Here is an 18,119-nt window from a genome sequence, read left to right as displayed (position 1 = left end):
AGAGGATTTTTCAGTGTGAAATACAAGTACCCCTAATTTTTTTTCGCCTTTCCCACACCAATGCCCTACTTCCCGAAAATACATCTAAAAGCCGAAAACATCACAAAGAAATGACCATATATTAATCACTTGACGCAAATGATGGGCATGCTTTAAAATTAGCCAACTTTTTTAAAGGAACCTCAATGCATCCCATTTTCGACCGTATTAACAGCCTAACCCTAAATGAACAGCAACTGAACCTCGCTGAATCGGACCTTTATCAGCTCTCGCAAGAAGAATTACTGCTGCTGTTTGCCGCAGTCCCCGAGCACATCAGCCACCTCAATCTCGGCTGGAATTACGCCAAGCACAAATCCAATGAAGAGCTCATTACGCTATTTCAAGCGATTCCCCAAACGGTCACCCATATTAATTTAAGTGGACATTCGCTGCATTTAATAAAGGACTTTCGTCAGTTAATGGCACTCCTTAAGATTTTCCCCTACTATGTTTCTATCACCACCGAAAATAATCAATTCAATCAATTACTAAACGTACTGCAATTGATTAAAACCGTAAAAGAGGACGCGAAACAAAATACTTTATTTCCCCTTCCTCAACAAACACAGAAATTCCTTAGTGCCTTCACTAAAACAGAACGCCAACAATTAATTCAAATCATTGAAGAGCATCTAGAGCAATTCGATGAAATTACTGCCTTTGATGAACAGTCAGACCGCCCCTGGGCCACTCTTTGTTGTGCTTTTCTCCTGCGCGATAACACCGACTGCCTCACTTGGGAAACCGCTGAGCTCAGTAATGAAGAACTCATGGAGCAAGAACAAGAGTGCCATCGAATGCTTGATTATTTTCAGCAAATGCGCCCCATCGATGACTTAAATGCACTGGGTGAAAGTTTTGATTTTCTAATCCATGCCAGTACTCCGTTCCCATCAATTAAGGAGCGTCTTGAACTAGTACCCCGTCAAGTGCATGAACAATTTATCCCAACCATCGGAAAATTTGCTAACGACTCACTCCTATCCTTGGCCAATTTTCAGCCCCAATGGATTAAGTTGCAATCCTTTTTAAGACCCGCACCATTAAGCAGCGCACAACTAGCCCTCTTGGCATTAAAAACTCAGTTCCCTTTTAAACCGACAAGACCCGTAGGACTAGAGCCCCAAACCCTAGCAATGCCCCCACGTATCGATGCCGCATTAGCTACACTACAAATTCCCAATCCGTGGCATTATGAAATCGTATCGCTTGCAAATAAAAAATTGTTTCGATTAAACAGCGGCGAAAAACGTGAAGAATACACGGCAAGTGAAACACCCTACCTGCAAGTACACAGTAATGAATTACCTATTACCCCAACACCGCCAGGGTTTATGCTGGTCGAGGGGTTTGAGTTTAATCAGGAAAAAAAACAAACTCTTTTTTACTTCGCCTTTGCTGAGGATAGCACCCCAACTCATCCACCCAAAACCTTAGCAATGATTCTTGAGGAGGGCCCTAAACCCACCACCACCCAGCTCATTGATTTAATCACCAAAATAGCCGCCGACGTAGATTGGTTAAGCCCAGGATTGGTTTTTTATCCCTCAGTAAAAACGATTTACATTACCAATGCGCAAGCTCTTGGCACCAACCTCCCACTGAGCTTTAAATTTTGTCCTTCCGCATTAAAAATGCGTGAAGAACTACCAAACACTATTCCCCGCCATCTCATTCATCAACGCATGACCGCAGTACTCGCCCTACAATTAGCACTCCAAACCACTAATCTGCAAACACCGGAGTGTGCACAAAAAATGTTAGCGGCACGAAGCCAATCACCCGCACTCCTAGCCCTCTTCTCGGAGCTGTGGAATGCGAATCAACAACCCGATGCCAAAACACAATCCATGCGCCAACTCGCACCAACCCTTGATGCCTTAAATAAGATTCGTATCAGAACACCCCAAACCTGGTCGATTAACCATCTCCCCGGACTCCTTTCAGGAGCCGCCTGTAATCATTCTGCAACCCTGAGCTCGGTAGCCGCGGAAGCATTGCTCCAGCTGCTGGCAGAGACCAACCCCCCCCAAAAGAATAAGCAGACAATTTTAGAGTCTTTGGCCAACAGCATTGAATTAGTGATGCCTCAAGAACACTCAGCCTTAAGCGATCCCTCTTCTGTATCTAAAAGCATGCCCTGGATGAATCGCATGAATCTACTGGTTCAGGTACTAGAATATATGGAAAAACAAGGGGACTATGAACGACTGCATACTCTGCAGCAACGACTACTCGCGGCAGACATTAATCAAAACCTGGGTGGCAACCTGCCAGGATATCAAGGTAAATTTGCTCTTGCCGTGTTAATTCCCGTGGTGAAACTTAGCGTCTGGATGTCATTTCAGTTTGAGACCCTACGAGCCCGATATATTTTTGATAGAAATACTCGCAAAATGGCTACCATGCTCTACGATTACCTGAAAAAGAAACCCGAGCTCGAAGCAGAAATGCAACGCTACGTAGCCATGATGCTAGTAATGTCCGATTTTGGTGCATGGATTGGACAAGACCCAATGGAAACTACCCTCGATGCCCAATTACAAATCAGTTGGGACCGTATCGATTTACAAACCTTCCTCGATTACGTGATTCCCTGTTGTCGCCCCACACTATCATTCACAACTACCGAGCGGATTACTCAAAAACTAGCCCAGCATAGCACCCTGCTGATACAAAAATCTGCACAAGAGAAACTAAGTGTTCTTGAAGAAAAACAATTACATGCAGCCCTTCAATACCTAAAAAACATCGCTTGGAATGGTCATTTACAAGAACAGCACACCTCATTTCAATCACGATACACAGGTCATTTGCTTGCCCAACTATTTGCTGTTCCCCAACAAACGCTGTTTACTCAAGCCATGCAAAACAGCAGCAATGAACTACCATTGCGCACTCATAGCTTAGACGAGCTATTTACTCTTCTGAATAATCAGACCATGGAAACACCCTGCCTACGCCAACAAAGGAAAATACCGCTAAGCCTCAGGCAGCTAACAACAATCAATTACCCCCTATACATACCCGACCAAACGACACGTTATACTCCAAAACCCGCACAAGCTGGCGCACCTTTGGATATTAATCATTTCAAGTTCAACCTACCGGAAAATAATGGCCATGCATACCATAGAGACACTCAAAGCATCAGCTTTTCTTCTATTCGTAGCCTAACCGTAGCGGAACTGCAACAAAATAAAATTACCTTTACCCCAACAACACTCAGTACCGTACACCGCGTGTGCACCGTAGTCGACACCCAGGAAGGTACCCAAGGAGCATGGCAAGCAACACTCGCTAATGGTGGCGAGAATAGAAAGGTATTCTTCGGCATCAGCTGGGATAAACAACAAGATAGCGAACAAAGCATTCCCGGAACCACGACAAGCTCTATTGCTTTGGATGCCGCAACCGGAACCATTTATTATCGCGACCCCATCACTAAAGAACAGAAAGAATACCCTTATACGATACCGATGCACGCTGGCTCAAACGTAATCATAGGTATTAGTGGCCGACAGGTTTATTTTGTGGTCGATGGACACTTCTTTCCGCCAATCCCAGACCTCCTATTACCCGTAGGTGCCGATATCCATCCCCTGATTCGTATTGGCTGTCCTGCGATAAAACTAAATACTCGAGTCATGGGCGCTAAATGGACTGTTGAAAGACACCCAGCGGGGAGATTAGTCTATGCGGACACCAACCCAATTGCCCATGAGCTTTATTTAGCTGACTTACGATTAAAAGTATGCCCGCATCACCATGCTCAATTACTTAACCAACAACGCATCGAGCTTATTCCTGAGTTTAGCGAGTTGTTAAACAATCCAGAACTCATCGCAGCACAAGATCTAAACACCCAATTTAATTTATTCATGGTCTTATTAGCCAAGCAACACTGTACTGGTGAAACTTGTGCTGCCCCAGCTTTTCTCAGGACAGTAATTAGTGACATCTTCACTATACCAATACAAGATGATGGACCAGGATTGGATGACCTCATAACCCCTGCTCGCGTTATCGAACTGGCACAAATATTAGGGCTGAAGGAACTAGCCAGTATGCTGGAACATAAGGCAACGCAAGCCAACACAAGACCTTCATTGCAAGGCTTCTTTGGACTGAATAGCTCTACTTCACTTCAGGAAACGGCAAGTCCTTCAGAAGATTCCGAGCAAAAACCATCGTCCTCGATATCCCCTCGATAAAATCAACCGCCTTAATTGCAGCACTCTGTGATTAAGGCTTTTAGTTATCATCGTCCTATCCATTCCCACATAGCGGGAATAACAAATTCTCGCGAAGGCAGTCCCATTACGATCAAAGATAAATAGTAAAAAATCTTAAAGCAACGCTCGGTAAACGCTCGAAACTAATCTGCTTCAACTAAAAGTGGAACATTTCTTCGCCAGCCATATTAACTAAAAGCTCTATAACAAAAAATACTTATAAACTTCTGTAATATCATCGATATGCAAAAACAAACCAACTTATACAGTTTAGTACCAATTGCATCCTTCATGCAAAAATAAATGAGCTATTGTGCGATAAAATTACAAAAAAAATGACAAAGATTGCAAAAAACACTTGTAATTCTGTGCCAATAAGGTATTATCTCAGCCTCTTTAGGGCCGTTAGCTCAGTTGGTAGAGCAGGAGGCTTTTAACCTCTGTGTCATAGGTTCGAATCCTATACGGCCCACCAGTTTTTGTAGTACAGTGTAGTAGTTTTAAAAGTTTTGCCCTAAAGGGCCGTTAGCTCAGTTGGTAGAGCAGGAGGCTTTTAACCTCTGTGTCATAGGTTCGAATCCTATACGGCCCACCATTCTTGGTCACCAAATCAATCACCGATCAAGATACTTTCAGCACCGAATTCACACCCCAATGCGCTCGTAGCTCAGCTGGATAGAGTACTTGGCTTCGAACCAAGGTGTCGGGGGTTCGAGTCCCTCCGAGCGCGCCATTTAATCAAATACTTACGTTCATTTTTCGGCTCTTTCCCATTTAAGGGGGCAGCTATAATCACCCACAGAGCACCTTAACACGCACTCTGTAATTTTCAAAATTCCTAAAACCATAAGCTCTACGTTGAATCAATTTCATTTTTCTATGAAACCCTTCTGTTATCCCATTAGATTTACTAAACCGCCACATTCTAGCTACTTCATCTTTCCAAGAAGTTAGTGTTTTACCTAATGAAGCTAAGGCTTTAAATTCACTTTGTTTTAACTCCTGGAGCATATCCAAAAAAGTTGGGATTATTTTTCGACAAGCTCGTTGAGTTAAAGCTCTTTTCATTAATAGGGAATGCAGTCGTTGTTGAAATTGATAAATAGCATCTACTGCTGGGTTTTGCTTTAAGAAAAATCCTACTTTTTGGGAAAAAACCTTCCATGTTAATTTAGAGAAAACCATACTACACTAAATTACCTCACCAATTTTTTTAAGTAATCACACATTGTTAGATAGATGGAGAACATAGTATGAAAAGGATTCCATACCTTATTACTCTTAGTTTTTTATTAAGTAACGTAGCTTATGCTGCAGATCTCATAAGCACTGCACCAATAAATCAAGAGCGCCAAGCGGACGCAAAAAAACCTAATATTGTAATTATTTGGGGAGATGATATTGGGCAAACCAACATTAGCGCCTATTCGCATGGTCTTATGGGTTATACCACCCCCAATATTGATCGTATTGCTAAAGAAGGTATGTTATTTACCGATTATTACGGTGAACAAAGTTGCACTGCGGGTCGTGCTGCGTTTATTACAGGCCAAAGTGTTTTTCGAACAGGCTTAAGTAAAGTAGGTATGCCTGGAGCAAACATAGGATTAAGTAATCAAGATCCAACAATTGCCGAGTTAATTAAAAAACAAGGCTATGTAACTGGCCAATTTGGAAAAAATCACTTAGGAGATAAGGATAATTTTTTACCAACAAATCATGGCTTTGATGAATTTTATGGCAATCTCTATCATCTAAATGCTGAAGAAGAACCAGAGCTTCCTGATTACCCTAAAGATCCTGGTTTTCGTAAACAATTTGGCCCTAGAGGAGTTATTCACTCCTATTTAAATAGTGACGGAACCCAAAAAATCCAAGATACAGGTCCTTTAACTAAAAAGCGTATGGAAACAATTGATGATGATATTGCTTCTCGAGCAGCAGATTTTATTGAAAAACAAAATAAAGCAGGAAAGCCTGTCTTCATATGGATTAATTTCACCCACATGCATTTTAGGACTCATGTAAAGCCTGAAAGTAAAGGTCAATCAGGAGTAGGACAAAGTGAATATCATGATGCAATGATTGATCATGACAAAAATGTGGGAACTATTCTTAAAAAACTAGATGATCTGGGTATTGCTGATAATACTCTAGTGTTTTATAGCACCGATAATGGCCCTCATATGAATAGCTGGCCAGATGCAGGAATGACTCCTTTTAGAAATGAAAAGAATTCCAATTGGGAAGGAGCTTATCGTGTTCCAGCCATGGTCAAATGGCCTGGTAAGATTAAACCTGGCTCGGTTTCAATCGATATTATGTCACATATGGATTGGTTACCCACCCTACTTGCTATTGCAGGAGATCTCAATATTAAAGAAGAATTGTTATCAGGCTATCAAGTTGGTGACAAGCAATTTAAAGTACATCTTGATGGATATAATTTTTTACCGTACTTGACCGGACAAGAAGCCCATGGCCCAAGACAAGATTTCTTTTACTTTTCTGACGACGGGGATTTAACCGCCCTGCGTTATAATAATTGGAAGATAGTTTTTGCAGAACAGCGTGCTCAAGGAACACTGAAAGTATGGAGTGAGCCATTTGTTAAATTAAGAGTACCCAAAATCTTTAATTTACGAATGGATCCCTATGAAAGAGCCGATATAACTTCAAACACCTATTACGATTGGGTTTTAAACCATGCGTTTATCCTGGTACCTGCACAAGCCTATGTAGCTAAATTTATTGAGACATTCAAAGAGTTCCCACCGAGACAAAAAGCAGCATCCTTTACTGTAGATCAAGTTTTAGAAACATTGAATAAGGGTGTAGTCTCGGACTAACCGTTGCTACTTACTCAACGTGAAGCATTAGTATTTCAAGTTGAGTAAGTACTTAGGATGGAACAATTTATGAACTATAAATCAATATTTTTTATATTAATTAATGCTCTATTATTTAATGGACTAATTCATGCGGCCACATTACCTTCATGGAATGAGGGTAAGATAAAACAGAATATTATTGCCTTTGTAGAGCGAGTAACGAATCCGTCAAGTCCTGATTATGTAACACCTGATGATCGCCTAGCTGTATTTGATAATGACGGTACGCTATGGCTAGAGCAACCACTTTATACTCAGTTCATATTTATAATGGATCGCATACAAAAACTAGCTGCCAAACACCCAGAATGGAAGACGAAAAAACCGTTCAATGTCATTTTAAATGGTGATAAACAAGCTCTTGCCCAATTCTCGCTGCACGATATCGAACAAATTATCGCAGTAGTGCATTCAGGCATGAGTGTAGATGAATTTAAAAATAGTGTACGCAATTGGCTGGCTACTACTAATAACCCACGTTATGAGCGTCCCTATACCCAATTAGTGTATCAACCAATGCTTGAAGTGCTGCAATACCTTCGTGAACATGATTTCAAAATTTATATCGTTACCGGCGGTGGCCAAGATTTTGTCCGTACATTCTCACAACAAACGTATAATGTATTACCCGAAAAAGTCATAGGCTCGGCAGGGAAAACCAAATTCGTTTATCAAAACGATAAACCTGAATTAATTAAAACACCGGATATTTTAATTTTTGATGATAAAAAAGGGAAGCCTGAAGCTATTAATTTATTTATTGGCTGTAAGCCCATTATTGCTGTTGGTAACTCAGATGGGGATAAAGAAATGCTGGAATGGACACAATCTCGACATGGAGCTAGTTTATTACTATTAATACATCATGATGATGATAAACGAGAATACAGTTACGGCGCATCGTCAAAAATAGGGACCTTTTCTGATGCATTAATGAATGAAGCTAAAAAAAATCACTGGAATATAGTCAGCATGAAAAACGATTGGAAAATCATTTTTCCTTTCGAAAATAAGGAAAAAAATTAATTTAATAAAATATCCAATATAAGATAGGTTCCTCCCAAAAAGCAAAAGAGATACATAAATAGTGTTTTTTGTATAAAATAAGGCCCCTGCCCCAGTTTAGCCTCAATCTATACAGTAAACCTTGCTGTCTATCCAAATACCAAAAAACATGGGGCGCTTATGTTAAAAAAAGCATTATCAAACGTCTCTGCTTACATGTAGCTGGGGAACGTAATTTTAACTAACTTGCTTTAATTAACTCTCGCGTCAAATTCCTGAATCTTAAATATAGAACTGCATTTTAATTCTTATTTATAATGACGCTCTCAAATCAATCAATACACTGTCAAAAGAATCAACACGAATAAATCCTAAACGTGGATACTCTATATCAACAATAGAAAAAATCACAAGGCTAATCACTAGAGCATAAAAGATAATATGAATCATACTAATGTCCTTGCTATAGCCAAGATTATTACCAATAAAAAAAGTCGCGACTAAAGCAACCCCCACGAGCAAAACAAAAATATATATTGGTGGATGCAAGAGTGTATTTTTGAGTCGGGTATTTTCTATATCAAATACTTGGTTTAATGCTGGCATAATGAGCATGCAAGGATAATTACTTTTCGTACCTGAGCAAAACAGAGCAGCATCCGACCAAAGTTTATTTTGATAGGCATGAGACTTATCTAAATAACGGTTTACTTCAGCCATATTAGGAATTGCACGATAGGCTTTAATGTGAACATTTAAATAATTTTTCAATGTTGTCTTAAACTGCTCTCTTTCTTCAGCCGGTAATAGGTCAAAACGTAAACTAAGTGTTCCTATCGCGTTTGCTTCATCAATAATTAATTCTTTACGATGCTCTAACTTTGTAACGGCTGAGGAAAATGTAAATGCTAACAATAGGCCAAGTAAAGCAAACATAGATCCTTCAATTATTTGCACCCCTCCTTCTTTTTTTATTTTTTGGCTCGATTTAAAATGATTGGAATATTTATACCCCAAAAATAAAGACAGCATCATCAGACCAAATAAAATAAATACAAATAATACTCCCGTGATGGTATATAAATTCATACTACTCCTTAATCTAAAATTAAATATTTATACCCAAGATGTTTCTATCTATTTTTAATAAAAACGCAAACTTATTTATTGGAATAATAGGTATATTATTCACCATTTAAATAGGTTATCAATAAAAATAACCTGCTGTTTGTGTATAATGGGCGATTTGGTGCAGGGGCTTGACTCCAAATAAACAAAGTTAATCTAACCTCATAAGCACAAAAAAAGCCCCTTATATTAAGGGGCTTTAAAGTATAAATGACTCTCAAATGATGTAGAAAATTTGCAAATGGCGCGCTCGGAGGGTCTCGAACCCAGATACTTTGGTGAGTTGCGATGTAATAAGTCAGTGAAATCCTACCTAAAACTGCCTGTGTCCACTGTAGTTCAACTACGGTTTATTAGCCTTCTTTCAATTGATCATTCATCATCTCAACAGATGTGTAGGTAGCACAGAAACATAGTAAATCTCTAATAACCTAAAGTTAAAAATTAATGATTTAATTTAAACGGGTGTTAAAGGATTTATGTTTATACTGGATTCCGTTCCTGAGGTGGTCTTATCAAAAAATCCTAGAGAGTGGGATCGGCTTGGCTTTGTTGTTGGCTGCCCCTCTTCATCGGCAAAGTAAGCTAGTTGCTCGGTGTCCGTATTGGAGTCTGGTATCATTAATTGATTTTCTATGTCGGATTGAGATTCTACATATTCTATAACCTCATCACTGTGAGTAAGCTCCCGCCATTCGTGGCGAGCAATCATCAAGCTAAACATCGTCAGCATAATTAGATAAATGGAACTTACAGCTACATTGCTAAAAAAGAACCCTTCACTAATCTCGTCCCCATTTTGGGCTGCATAAATATCATTAGGAAAAGCGAAAAAAGCGACCGCTAAAGAGGGATTTTCTAAAATGGTTTCCATCAGCGCATTTAGAACATGAGCAATTTTCGGATGTGATTTATTGAGGAGTCCTGCCATAAGACCAATGATTCCCGCCCCCAGAATCCCATAACCCGGTATCTTCGATTGCTCATCCAAAATACCTTGTTGCTGTAACAAGCCTAACACAAAAGTAGGAGAATTGGCCGCTCGAACGGTATTCGCAGTAATTTCTAAAGGCAAGCTATTATGCTGGCCTGCAGCATGGCGGTTTCTAATGTAGCGAATTAATCCAGCAGGGAGAATACTTACAAGGGGAGCAATAATTTTGCCAAAAGCATTACTTGAGTATTGAATACCCCCAATTTGTACTGCAATAGTAGTTAGCATACCCATAGTGAAACCAAAATCCTCCAGAAAACCAACAAGCACTTGGTTAGTACCTTTAGTCATCTTCGCCATCTGGGTAATAAGCGTATTGTCAGGATAACGCTCTTTTAATAAGGAAAATGCTTCATCACTAATACTAATAGTCCCCCCGATTAATACTGGAGCGAGTAACCATAAACCTTGGCGATATAAAACGGCTATTGGTCCAAAAGTCGCATAAGTTTTGCCCATCCCATCAGGAAATGCTTTGGTTAGAGCAATACCCCTTGTCAAAGATTCTTTAGGTGCTGGACTATTATCTTGATCATGAGCAGAATGATTAATCGTTAATAATGGACTGGTTTCACGCGACATAAATTACTCATTAAAAATTAGTGTTGCACCATTATAATGACTAAAAATTAACCGAACCTTAAGAGAAAATAATACAGGGTAAACAACGAAGTGGAATTATGATGTAATCTTGGATTTACACCATAATTCATGGTGAGTTAATAATTCATTAAAAACCACCTGGGTTCCAATGAATATCATCAAAAAACATGACTAAATGCTTTAAATGACCACTATCCAGCGATTTATTGTCTAGAGTCCTAATTTGATAATTTAACGTATTATTCGTATAAGTAGGTTTGGAAACTTCTACAACTACATTTTGTTCTTTACCTTGCGCTAATACCATGTTGATTGCCACATTAGGTGGGTTTTTGGCAAAATTATTTGCCCTATTTTGGTCCGTCCATAAAGACAAGAATTCAGGCAAAGCGACCAGTCCGGATTTACGAACAGGGCGGTCCGTGAAATAAGTTACATATTGTGTGGGATTTTGAACGCTGAGCGTATAACTATTTTTTGCTGTTTTAGTAATTGACGCATCGGCAGCGGCTTGAAAAAAAAGCACATTAGCACCGGCGGCGACACTTATACTACTCATGCTAAGAAGTAGCGGTATCATTATTTTTTTCATGGGTAAACTCCTGAACTATTCGGTATTTATTTCAGCGTAGCACATTACAAATAATGTCATGCAACGACTCAATGACTTTAAGATAGCCTACTTAAGTGCTTAAATTCAACTATTTTGATTAAAAATAGCACGAAATATGGATGAGACAAGACATTAATCCAGATGCCCTCTTGCGATGGACACCTGGATAAACCCCATTAGCAAAATATTTGATTAAGCGTTATAGAAAGAATGTTTGTATTAGAGCCAGAAATCTGTGAGGTCGTACTTCCACCCTCATCACCTGGAGAAAAGCTCAAGCTACAGCTATCACCAGGAGCTAAGGCGATCGGGCAGTTATTATTAATGATCGTGATTCCAAGATCAGGACTATTCACAATCGCATTAAGGCCAATTGCAGGATTTACCCCATTATTCGATATACTAATTTCCTCAGGAGAACCACTAGTGCTTTGCGTACACAACTGCACTATCGACTGAGCAGTCGTCAACGTAGTTGGTGGTATCGAACAGACAATTGCCTGCATATTAAAATAAGTGGCCGTAGTATTCGTACCTTTAACCAAAATATTGCTTAATGAAAAAGAGGCGGCACTGTTCGTATCAAATGAAATAACACAGCTATTATTAGGATATAACTGGGAAGGGCAACTATTATGTGTTACCACATAAGAAGTAAAATAAGGATCAGTAGAAAATACCTTGATATTCTTCGCTATTATCTGCGAGTTGTTTCTAATTGTAATGGAACCCGGTTGAGATAAACAAGGTGCATTTACTTCGCTAATTACAATAGAACAATTTTGTAATGAATGCGAGCAAGGCCGTACCTCCGCATTCTTACCATTAATGCCAATAGCTAGCTCTGCCTTTTGCAAGATAGTCGCCTTGGCTGCTAATGTATGGCTATAAGGCAACGCCAATAAAATTAAATTTCCCCACAGTTTATAATTCATCCACTCATGTCCTTGGCTATTTAGTAATGGATTGAGACTAATCCACCCGTTTTGCTATAAAATATTTACTTTCCCATAATACATGGTTCTAAATTTTATGAAATCATGGTAATCAATAGCAAAAAACTCGATTGAATAAAGCGCATAAATGAAGCTCCAGGAAAAATCCTTCTTGTACCATCAAGTCAACTCCTAACGTTTATTATTCAATAAACATACAAGAAGTGACCTATAAATTCATTGAGAAAAATTAGGGTGATACATACACACCTAAAGGATTTAAATAGCAGGAATTATCTGCTATCAATAACAAATAAACTTATTTAGTAAGTTGTATTGGTCTATGTGGAACTAAATCTTCTTTTACTGCTATATTAAAAAGCGTTGGCATTTTCTTATGGATTTGTTTAATAAGAATTTCATCTTCTTGGTGATTATTTTCAAATAGTATTATTTCATGCGAAGGCCTCTCAAAAAATTTATCCATCTCATTGGCATATCGCAAACTTACTTTACTTTTATTATTTTGATAGCGGCAAGTAATAAAATTTACCCGAAGCTTAGGTTCAACCTCAATCATTACAAATTTAAGGTCCGGTATCGCATTTAATAACTTAAGGCGATGTTTGTCGAGATACATGGCTTGTGAGATAACAAAACTTTGTGCTGGAGTTTTTTCTTTCTGAACTTTGATAACATCGATTAATACATCGACAAACTCATCAATTATGTCTGGAGTCATTTGTTCATCCTCCATTAAACAATCCAGCATCCTGGGGGTGATATGTTTATCACCATCGATATGGAGAATGTTTCGTTTTTCGAGTAGTTCTCCTATATAGCTTTTTCCAGAGCCCGTTTTACCAAACAAAAAATAAATAGTCATTAATTCCTATCAAGCAATAAATAGTTTATCTAATGAAAATACATTAAAATAATAAGAATGTGTACTCCATTCTAGTTGACCAAACTAAACCACTGACACTAAAAAGCTTTTTAGTAAAAAGCTTTATCCAATCAATTAAAACAAAACCTCATTCAGTTTTTCCTGGCTCACTAACCAGCCCCGAAATGCTCTTTTATTAATCACTTTTTACTATAATTTAGTAAAGGGAAGTAAAAAATAAAGGAATTCATCATGTTCATTATTAAGAAAACCCCCATACTCATATTTTATTTATGTGCTTCCATTATTTTATTTAATACCGCATTCGCAGACCCTGTGACAGATATAGCCAGATTAAATCTAGTGACTGGTAGTGTTAGTCTCCTAGCTGCTGGAGAAGAACAATGGGTTGATGCATCACTTAATAGGCCGTTGGTTGTAGGAGACAGTCTATGGACCGATACATCCGCAAAAGCAGCCCTGGAATTTAGTAGCAAAACGGCAATTTGGCTTAATAGCTTGACTAGTTTAAAAATAGTAAATCTTACAGAGAATCTAGGCCAATTTCAGCTGACCGAAGGAAGCATGGTTTTAATTGTCAACGAAATAAAACCAGGTAAAACTTATGAAATAGACACCCCCAATATCGCATTAATTATAACTAAACCTGGATATTATCGAATTGATGTTACCAATGAAGAAAACACCTCAACAATAGTCAGTATAAAAATAGGTTTAGCGGAAGTGTATGGTCAAAATACACCTGCTCCCTTGCCAATAAAAGAAGGGACTACTTGCCGTTACACCGGTGTTGACTTGCAAGCCCCTGAATGTACCCAATTAAAATCCTTAGATGATTTTGATAATTTGGTATTACAACGAGAGAAACACAGTTTAGAGGCTAAAAACACTTCTAATTATGTTTCTCCCAGTGTTTTAGGCTATCAGGATCTTGAGTCTTCTGGCAGCTGGCAAACTAATGATACCTATGGAACTATATGGGTACCAGAAAACGTGAGCGCAGATTGGGCTCCTTATAGGGAGGGCCAATGGATCTGGTTAAATCAGTGGGGATGGACTTGGGTTGATAATCAACCCTGGGGATTTGCACCATTCCATTATGGTCGTTGGGCTTTTATTGACGATCGCTGGGCTTGGGTTCCTGGTCCTGCAGATGTTGAAGCTCTTTATGCTCCTGCGTTAGTAGTTTTTATCGGAACAGAGGATGACAATATTTCATGGTTTCCTCTTGGCCCGGGTGAAATATATACTCCTGCCTATGCAGTGAGTGGTGCTTATTTTAATCAATTAAATGTGAGTAATACTTATTTTCACAATATTAATGTTAATCACTGGTATCAAAAGAATAATGCTCAATTTGACTATAAAAATAAGCACATTGAGCATGCGATTACTAGTGTTAATCGAAATACTTTTATCAACGCTCAGCCGGTTAATAAAGCTGCGATTAAACTTACCCACCCTGGCTTACTTAAAGCCCCATCTCTTACTCATGCGCCAATAGCGCCTACAAATCAAAGCATATTGGGAGGAAGTCTTAGCAAAGGAGTAAAACCTCCAGAAAAAGTAATCAATCAACATACTATTATTAAAAATCAGCCTTCTGCCCCCCCTACCTCTTTTACCAAAGTAAAAGATGAGTTAACCAATAATCCTGGTGTACCTTTGAATGGTTCAAAATCAACCACACCCATGCCAACAATGCAGAATCCACAACCGGTAAATAAACCGCTCAAAGAGAATCAACCAATTCAAATCCCTCATCAGCATCCAATCCCTATACCTCAACACGAGAAATTAAAACCATTAAAACCACAACAAACGCCTGCACAACCAGTGATAAGGCAGGAGAACATTCAGCAAACACCCGCGCAACCGGCGATAAGACCTGAGAACATTCAAAAAGCTCCGGCTCAACCGGCGATAAAACCTGAGAACATTCAACAAAAACCCGCGCAACCGGTGATAAGACCTGAGAACATTCAACAGCCTCCTGCACAACCAGTAATAAAGCATGAGAATATTCAACAGCCTCCGGCTCCACCGGTGATAAAACCTGAGAATATTCAACAACCTCCTGCACAACCAGGAATAAAGCATGAGAATATTCAACAGCCTCCGACTCAACCGGTGATAAAACCTGAGAACATTCAACAGCCTCCTGCACAACCAGTAATAAAGCATGAGAATATTCAACAGCCTCCGACTCAACCGGTGATAAAACCTGAGAACATTCAACAGCCTCCTACTCAACCGGTGTTAAGGCATGAAAACATTCAACATTAAAGATGCTTTTGTAAACTTACACATTAATTAAAGGATCTAAGATGATGGCTCAATGGAATTAAAAAATTTTACATTAGCAGATGAAATGGGACGCACAGTCATTAACTTAATGACTTTATATCCATAAGATAGATTGGACCATACACAACTCAATGTTAGGCACGGACCAACCTATACGTTTTACAAAATTTTCTATTGTTTTGATAAAGAGAACAAGCTCTCATTATCCAGTATTTTATTGTATTTACTCATGCTCTGGAAAAAGCTATAGAGGCTATTAGGTGCTTTGGATTGCTCCATTTTACCTATTCGGCTAGCGGCATCCATAAATTCAGGAACCTGTGTTTCCAATTGTCGGGTGTCGTTATAACGACGAATTTCCTCAATAAAAGGCTCCGTATTTTGATCTTTCTTTTGTTTAAGAAACACAGCGGTATCTAAGGCATTGTGCAAGCTTTCGGTAAGTGATATCTTTGATTTTTCAAGAATCATTTTAAATAACTTCAAGTTATTATTAGCTACGCAAACGCCCAAGGCAGTAAGTCCATCATCGCCTTTTATATTTGAATCAGCACTATGGTCTAAGAAAAATGAAACCCCTGCATCCCATTGTGCCTCACAGGCAGAAGCAAGAGGACTGCGCTTTTGATTTTTTTTGCCTTGTTTTTGGTTGAGAGCATCTGGGGCATGTCGTAAAAAGAGTGCTAATAGGTCAATTTGAGGTTGCTTAAATACCAGAGCGCCAAAAGGATTAAATCCATCGGCATTCATTAGTAATGGATTCGCTCCCGCTTCTAATAATAGTTCCATTTCCTTGAAACGTCCCTCTTCACATGCGCAATAAAGAAGAGAGTTTTTGTTGCTACAAATAACATCTGGAGATGCTTTATTTTGTAAAAGCTGTTTAAACATCTCAAAATGATGCTTTTTATAGGCGATTTCCAGCATAGATGCATTACTCGCGCTTACAGCATTCACATCAATATCTTTACGCTGTGCAACTAAATATTCGAAAGTGGCTCCGCGGTTGCATTCCACCACAGTTTGCAGTACTACATTCGTTTTAATAGAACATGATGATATGAGACTATGTAATGCCTTTGTATCTGCACTATATCGTTTATTATCTTTCAATATATCAAGAATACAACGATTAATTTCTTCTTGTAATTCAGTCACTTTATTCAAAGTCATCATAAATTCATTATCAGTATCTTGGTGATTTGTTTTTTTAGCGCTTTTCTTGGATGAAGAACTGTCACTTTTTTGGAGAAGAGTTAACTTTTGCTTATATAAATCATTCTCCTGCAGGATTAAGCTCGGTGTTCTGCTTTTCCTCTTTTGACTCAAGGCGACGATTTTTTTATTCAGCTCATCTATTTTCCTGGAAGTAGATTCCGTTTCCACCGACTTGCTTGCCGCTGGTAAACTAGGCTCTTGAACAGGAGTTTCCTTAATAACTGGAACGGCTTTGTTGCGCGCAGCAGTGTGAAGAGAGTTTATTTTTAGTTGCGCCTCTTCAAGCAAATCCTCATGTATTTTTATACTCGCTAAGTGATCTTGATTAAAGAAGGTGCCACTGTTAATAAACTGAATCAAGTCACTTACACTGTCTTTATAACGCTCCAATGTTTTTTTGTTTGGAACATTACTTTCAAGTGACTTACTAAGGTTATTGGCTGTATTAACGAGAGTACTATACTTGTTGTGGTATTCTCGCTGCAGTTCTTTAAGGGTACTTAGAAACTGTTGAATATTGTTTTTGTCAAAACTTAATAATCCTTCTACGGCTTTTAATTCGTAGAATTTATTCTGACCATCCCGGAAGGAATGAAAAATATAATCCCCAGATTGGCTATAATAGATGTGAGCGCAATACTCATCCCCCACATTATTCTCTAAGTTTGCAGTTAAATGAAATGCAGAATGTCCCACTTCTCTTTTATCTTCCTCATAAATAGAAATATGAGCATCAACGGGAGTAAACTCACCGAGAGCAGTTCTAACTTTATTTCGAGTTACAGCAAAATCCAACATGTGATAAGGTCCGTAGTCTAACGAGTTTTTTGACTGAACCCGGAATCCTTTCATAAACGCTTGCTGTTTCTCATTAAGAAGTCGATATAATGGATTGGTACTTTCTTTCATCTCTAATACTCTGCTAGTTCGTAGGAAAACATATTGTTTTTATTAAAGTTACCGTAACGAGGGAACTTGAAAAGAAGCGGAGTATAAATAATAAACATTATCGCAATATTAAGAACAGCCACTAATTGACCATTTAGCTAATAATTTCCACTTCACCCTTATAATAGGGAGCAAGAATCGATGACTGGAACTTTATACTTGAGAGAGTAACGCTAAAAAAGTACAAAAAATCACCACCCCAGAATAGTGAAGATCTTAGGAGGGTTATAGTGATAGAGGCTAAGGAGATAGCAAAGAATAAGTATCGCATTCTTATAATCGGCCCCCACCTA

General features: G+C 38.7%; 10 protein-coding genes, 3 tRNA genes and 1 pseudogene. 7 read left to right on the top strand and 7 right to left on the bottom strand.

The genetic code is table 11. From position 1 onward, the window contains the following. The first annotated feature begins 185 nt into the window (after positions 1 to 185). From ACD661_RS01080 to ACD661_RS01065, 4 genes are all read left to right on the top strand, one after another. The gene (locus tag ACD661_RS01080) at positions 186 to 4,256 is read left to right on the top strand and encodes a hypothetical protein (RefSeq protein WP_400185684.1); all 4,071 of its coding nucleotides are present in this window, start codon (positions 186 to 188) and stop codon (positions 4,254 to 4,256) included. 420 nt (positions 4,257 to 4,676) lie between these two features. After that, a tRNA-Lys gene (locus tag ACD661_RS01075) sits at positions 4,677 to 4,752 on the top strand. A 44-nt stretch (positions 4,753 to 4,796) separates the two neighbouring features. Beyond that, positions 4,797 to 4,872, top strand: a tRNA-Lys gene (locus ACD661_RS01070). 61 nt (positions 4,873 to 4,933) lie between these two features. Next, positions 4,934 to 5,010 (top strand) — tRNA-Arg (locus tag ACD661_RS01065). 59 nt (positions 5,011 to 5,069) lie between these two features. Here the strand turns inward: ACD661_RS01065 and ACD661_RS01060 are convergent. Beyond that, positions 5,070 to 5,411, bottom strand: a pseudogene (locus ACD661_RS01060) (transposase); the annotation flags it as partial. 119 nt (positions 5,412 to 5,530) lie between these two features. Between ACD661_RS01060 and ACD661_RS01055 the strand changes: the two are divergent. Both ACD661_RS01055 and ACD661_RS01050 read left to right on the top strand, forming a co-directional pair. Further along, a complete protein-coding gene (locus ACD661_RS01055) occupies positions 5,531 to 7,126 on the top strand; it encodes an arylsulfatase (RefSeq protein WP_400185683.1) in 1,596 nt (531 codons plus the stop codon). A gap of 69 nt (positions 7,127 to 7,195) precedes the next feature. Then, positions 7,196 to 8,194 (top strand): HAD family hydrolase, encoded by a 999-nt coding sequence (locus ACD661_RS01050; protein WP_400185681.1) that lies wholly within the window; start codon positions 7,196 to 7,198, stop codon positions 8,192 to 8,194. Between the two features lie 291 nt (positions 8,195 to 8,485). Here the strand turns inward: ACD661_RS01050 and ACD661_RS01045 are convergent, their stop codons facing one another. From ACD661_RS01045 to ACD661_RS01025, 5 genes are all read right to left on the bottom strand, one after another. Next, positions 8,486 to 9,262: a bestrophin-like domain gene (locus ACD661_RS01045; RefSeq protein ID WP_400185679.1), complete on the bottom strand. Its 777-nt coding sequence runs from the start codon at positions 9,260 to 9,262 to the stop codon at positions 8,486 to 8,488. A gap of 496 nt (positions 9,263 to 9,758) precedes the next feature. Then, entirely contained in the window at positions 9,759 to 10,877 is a 1,119-nt protein-coding gene (locus tag ACD661_RS01040) for a hypothetical protein (RefSeq protein WP_400185678.1), read from the bottom strand. A 148-nt stretch (positions 10,878 to 11,025) separates the two neighbouring features. After that, on the bottom strand, positions 11,026 to 11,490 hold the full coding sequence (locus tag ACD661_RS01035) for a hypothetical protein (protein ID WP_400185676.1): 465 nt from the start codon (positions 11,488 to 11,490) through the stop codon (positions 11,026 to 11,028). 197 nt (positions 11,491 to 11,687) lie between these two features. Then, positions 11,688 to 12,446 carry a hypothetical protein gene (locus ACD661_RS01030; protein ID WP_400185674.1) on the bottom strand — a complete coding sequence of 253 codons (759 nt, stop codon included), beginning with the start codon at positions 12,444 to 12,446 and terminating at the stop codon, positions 11,688 to 11,690. A gap of 319 nt (positions 12,447 to 12,765) precedes the next feature. Beyond that, entirely contained in the window at positions 12,766 to 13,332 is a 567-nt protein-coding gene (locus tag ACD661_RS01025) for a hypothetical protein (protein WP_400185672.1), read from the bottom strand. 252 nt (positions 13,333 to 13,584) lie between these two features. Here ACD661_RS01025 and ACD661_RS01020 point away from each other — a divergent pair, with 252 nt between their 5' ends. Beyond that, positions 13,585 to 15,639, top strand: a complete 2,055-nt coding sequence (locus tag ACD661_RS01020) for a DUF6600 domain-containing protein (protein WP_400185671.1) — start codon at positions 13,585 to 13,587, stop codon at positions 15,637 to 15,639. A 192-nt stretch (positions 15,640 to 15,831) separates the two neighbouring features. Here ACD661_RS01020 and ACD661_RS01015 read toward each other — a convergent pair whose 3' ends face one another. Next, positions 15,832 to 17,787, bottom strand: coding sequence for an ankyrin repeat domain-containing protein (locus ACD661_RS01015; RefSeq protein WP_400185670.1), 1,956 nt, complete (start codon positions 17,785 to 17,787; stop codon positions 15,832 to 15,834). Positions 17,788 to 18,119 lie beyond the last annotated feature (332 nt).

Origin of the sequence: Legionella lytica (genome assembly GCF_044626755.1) — a bacterium.
Lineage (GTDB): Bacteria > Pseudomonadota > Gammaproteobacteria > Legionellales > Legionellaceae > Legionella > Legionella lytica_A.
This window is presented reverse-complemented; position numbering and strand designations above follow the sequence as displayed.